Origin of the sequence: Embleya sp. NPDC050493 (assembly GCF_044458105.1) — a bacterium.
In the GTDB taxonomy this organism is placed as follows: Bacteria; Actinomycetota; Actinomycetes; order Streptomycetales; family Streptomycetaceae; genus Embleya.
The window spans coordinates 1-4,056 of record NZ_JBITHP010000052.1 but is presented as its reverse complement, the minus strand read 5'-3'; the positions used below and the strand labels follow the sequence as shown (position 1 = coordinate 4,056).

1 protein-coding gene is annotated in these 4,056 nt (G+C 73.4%); it reads right to left on the bottom strand.

All coding sequences use genetic code 11. The features are described from left to right. Positions 1-133 precede the first annotated feature (133 nt). The coding region (locus tag ACIBM5_RS45720) for a thioester reductase domain-containing protein (RefSeq protein WP_396012628.1) at positions 134-4,056 on the bottom strand (3,923 nt) is incomplete at its 5' end.

Here is a 4,056-nt window from a genome sequence, read left to right as displayed (position 1 = left end):
GCGCTCGTGCACCGGCCCGCGGGCGGGCCGGACATTGCGGCGGGGCCCCCCGGCGGGGGGGGGGGGGGGCGCCCCGGGGGGGGGGGGGGGCCCGCCCCCACGCCCGTGGTCGTACCGACTACCGCGCGGGCACCTACCCGAGCTTCGCCGGTGCCGGGAAGTAGCCGGCGGCGGCGAAGAACTCCGTGTACCTGCCGAAGAGTTCGGCGTCGATCTCCGGGCACGCGATGCCCGTGCCGGCGAGTGCGGCCTCCGTCGCGACGACGTCCATCCGCATGTACAGGGCCTCGCCCGCGGTCATGTAGCTCCGGAAGATGTCGATCGTCGGGAAGAGCGCGTTGTCCCGATCGGCGCGGACGGTGGCGACGAACTCGTCCCAGGGCACCTCGTCCAGGACGTAGCCGGACTCGCGCAGCCGCTTGACCATGTCGGCATAGCCGACCGCCACGGGATTGAACAGGTGGAAGGTCCGGTCGTGCGTGGTGCGGGACAGCGCCAGAACGGCCGCACTGACGTAGTCCACCGGCACCATCGGGAACAGCGCGTTCGCGCCGATCGGCATGGCCCGTGCCTGGAGGCTGCCCTTCAGGCTCAGCCAGACGAAGTCGCGGGTCTGGCACGCGCCGTTGGTCTGTGCGCCGGAGATGACGTCGGCACGGTAGATCGACACGGGCAGGCCGCGTTCCCGGGCCAGTTCGATGATCTTCTCGGCGACGTACTTGCTCTGCCGGTACCCGTTGGTCAACTCCTGCGGCGGCCCGGTGGGATCCTCCGGGGTCAGGCCGGCTCCGTCCGGTGCCGGCCCGGCGAAGACGCCGGTGCTCGACACGTAGTGCAGCGGAACCGTCCGGTGCAGCGCGGCGAGCCGGAGCGCCTCCTCGGTACCGGTCACGTTGGCCGCCTTCAGCGACGTGTACGGGTGCAGCCAGTTGACCGTCGCGCCGGCGTGGTAGACCACGTCGATCTCGCGGGCGAACCGGTCGAACCGCTCGGCGTCGAGGCCGAAGCGTGGTTCGGCGAGGTCGCCGGTGACGACCGACAGCCGGTCGGCGTCGATCTCGTCCCAGATGCCGTACCAGGCGAGATTGGCCCGCAGCCGGTCGAGCGCGGCCCGCTCGTCGGCGCCGCGGACCAGGCAGTGCACGGTGGCCCCGGTCGCGCGCATGAGGTCCCTGAGCAGGAACGCGCCGACGAACCCGGTCGCTCCGGTGAGGAAGACCTGCTCGGGATCGGCGACCACGGTGGTGACGTCCACGGCCGGGACCACATCCTCGGCGAGCCGCACCTCGGCCGCGAAGTCCACGGTGGACCGCGTATCGCCCTCGGTTCGGCCGGACAGCTCCACGCGCAGGTAATCGATCAGCGCCGCCGGGGTGTTGTGGTCGAACAACAGGGTCGGCGGCAGGCGCAGACCCGTCTCGCCCTCCAGCCGGTTGCGCAGCTCGACCGCGGTCAGCGAGTCGAACCCCAGCTCGGTGAAGACGGTCGTGGCGGTGATGTGGTCGGTCCTGCCGTGGCCGAGCACCGCCGCCACGGCGGTGCGCACCAGGTCGAGCAGGAGTTCCCGGCGGCCGGACTCGTCGAGTGGGGCGAGCCGCTCCGTGAGCAGTCCGGTGTGCTCCGCCGCCGCGGTGATCACCCGCCGGCCCGGCCGGCGGACCAGACCGTGCAACACCGGCAGGACCGGCCCGGGTTGCCGCCCGATCAGGGCGACGTCGAGGTGCATCGGCACCGTCGTCGGATGGGCGGCGGTGATCGCCGCGTCGAACAACTCGGCACCCTCGGCCGGTGCGATCGGTCGCAGACCCGCCTGCGTCGCCCGGCTCCGGTCCACCTCGGACAGCCGGGATGCCATGCCGTGCTCCTGCGCCCACGCGGCCCACGCGAGGGAGTGGGCGGGCCGCCCGTTCGCCCTGCGGTGCTGGGCGAGTGCGTCGAGGAACTGGTTGGCGGCCGAGTAGTTCGCCTGTCCCGGCGAGCCGACGACGCCGGCGACCGAGGAGAAGAGCACGAACATCGCGAGTGGTCGGTCGCGGGTGAGTTCGTGCAGGTGCCATGCGGCGTCGACCTTGGGGCGGAGCACGGTGGCGATCCGGTCGGGGGTGAGTGCGGTGATGATGCCGTCGTCGATGACGCCGGCGGTGTGCACGATGCCGGTGAGCGGGTGCTCCGCCGGGATCGCGTCGAGCAGCCGGGCCACCGCGGCCCGGTCGGTGACGTCGGCGGCGACGACGGTCACCTGCGCGCCGAGCGCGGTGAGTTCCTCGACCAGTGCGTGCGCCCCGGGGGCGTCCGGGCCCCGTCGGCTCGTGAGCACCAGGTTCCGGACGCCGTACCCGGTGACCAGGTGCCGGGCGAACAGCGCACCCAGCGCACCGGTTCCGCCGGTCACCAGGACCGTGCCGTCCGGCGCCGGCTCCGGCCGGGTCGTCGCGGTCGCGCGCACCCTGGCCAGCCGGGGGGTGCTCGCCCGTCCGGCGCGGATGGCCACCTGGTCGTGGCCGGACGCGATCGCGGTGGGGAGCTGCTCGGCGCTCGCCGGGCTGCCGTCCAGGTCGATCAGCGTGATACGGCCCGGATTCTCGACCTGGGCCGACCTGACCAGACCCCACACCGGGGCGGACCCGAGTTCGACGTCCGCACCGTCGTCGGTGGCGACGGCGTTGCGCGTGACCAGCACGAGCCGGGAGGTCCCGAACGCCAGCCCGTCCTGCACCAGTTCCAGCGCCCGTACGGTGGCCCGGTGCGCCGCGGCCACCGGGTCGTCTCCGGCCGGCTCGTCGATCACGGCGACCAGGACGTCCCCGGCGGCGTCCGCGACGCTCTCCACGCGGCGCGCGAGGCCGGCCGGCGGGGTGTTCCCGAGTACGGCCCAGCCGGTCGTCGTGAGGTCCTCCGGGTCGGGCAGGACGACCGGCGACCAGAGCACGTGGAACAGCGAGTCGCCGCTCGCGCCGTCGACCCGACCGGCGTCGGCCGCGGGACGACGCCGCAGCGAGCGGACCTCGGCGACCGGTTCGCCGGTCTCGTCGGCCAGCCACAACCGGAACGCGTCCCGACCCCTGGGCCTGATCCGGACCCGCAGCGCACGCGGACCGGCGGCATACAGGTCGAACCCGTGCCAGGACAGGTCGACGGTGTCCGGCCCGGCGGCGAGCAACGGGTGCAGCGCGGCGTCGAGCAGCACGGGATGGATCCCGAACGTGTCCGGGTCCGTGTCGTCGGGAAGGCGCACCTCGGCGAACAGTTCCTCGTCCCGCTGCCACAACGCGCGCAGGCCCCGGAACGCCGGCCCGTGGGTATAACCCTTGTCGTCGAGCCGTCGGTGGAGGTCGTCGAGTTCGACCGGGTCGGCGCCGGGCGGTGGCCAGGCGTCCAGGGAGATCATCGGTGCCGGGGCCGGCTCGGTGAGCAGGCCGGTGGCGTGCACCTGCCACGGCACGGCCGGGTCGTCCCGGTCCGGCCGCGAGCCGATGGTGATCCGCCGGAACCCGTTCTCGTCGGCCGCGCCCATGGTCACCCGCACCCGGACCCCGCCGCCGTCCGGAATTGTCAGCGGAGTGTCGATGGTCAGGTCGGCGACACCGGAACAGCCGACCTCGTCGCCGGCCCGGACCGCCACCTCGGCCATGGCCGCCGAGGGCAACGTCGCGATGCCGCCGACGCGGTGGTCGGCGAGCCAGGGATGGGTGTGCAGCGAGAGCCGGCCGGTGAACACCGCGCCGTCGTCGTCGGCGAGCTCGACGGCCGCCGTCAGCAGCGGGTGTCCCGGTGAGGTCAGGCCGTGCCCGTCGGCCTTCCGTCCGCCCGGTGACGTGCCGTCCAACCAGTAGCTCTGGTGTTGGAAGGGGTAGGTGGGCAGGTCGGTCAGGGTGGCGACGGTTCCGGTGAACAGTCGGGACCAGTCGACGGTGTGGCCGTCGGTGTGCAGGTGGGCCAGCGCGGTCACGGCGGTGCGGACCTGGGGCCGGTCACGGCGCTGCAACGCCACGAACGACGCGCCCTCCACACTCTCGCGGCCCATCGCGGTCAACACACCGTCCGGCCCGATCTCCA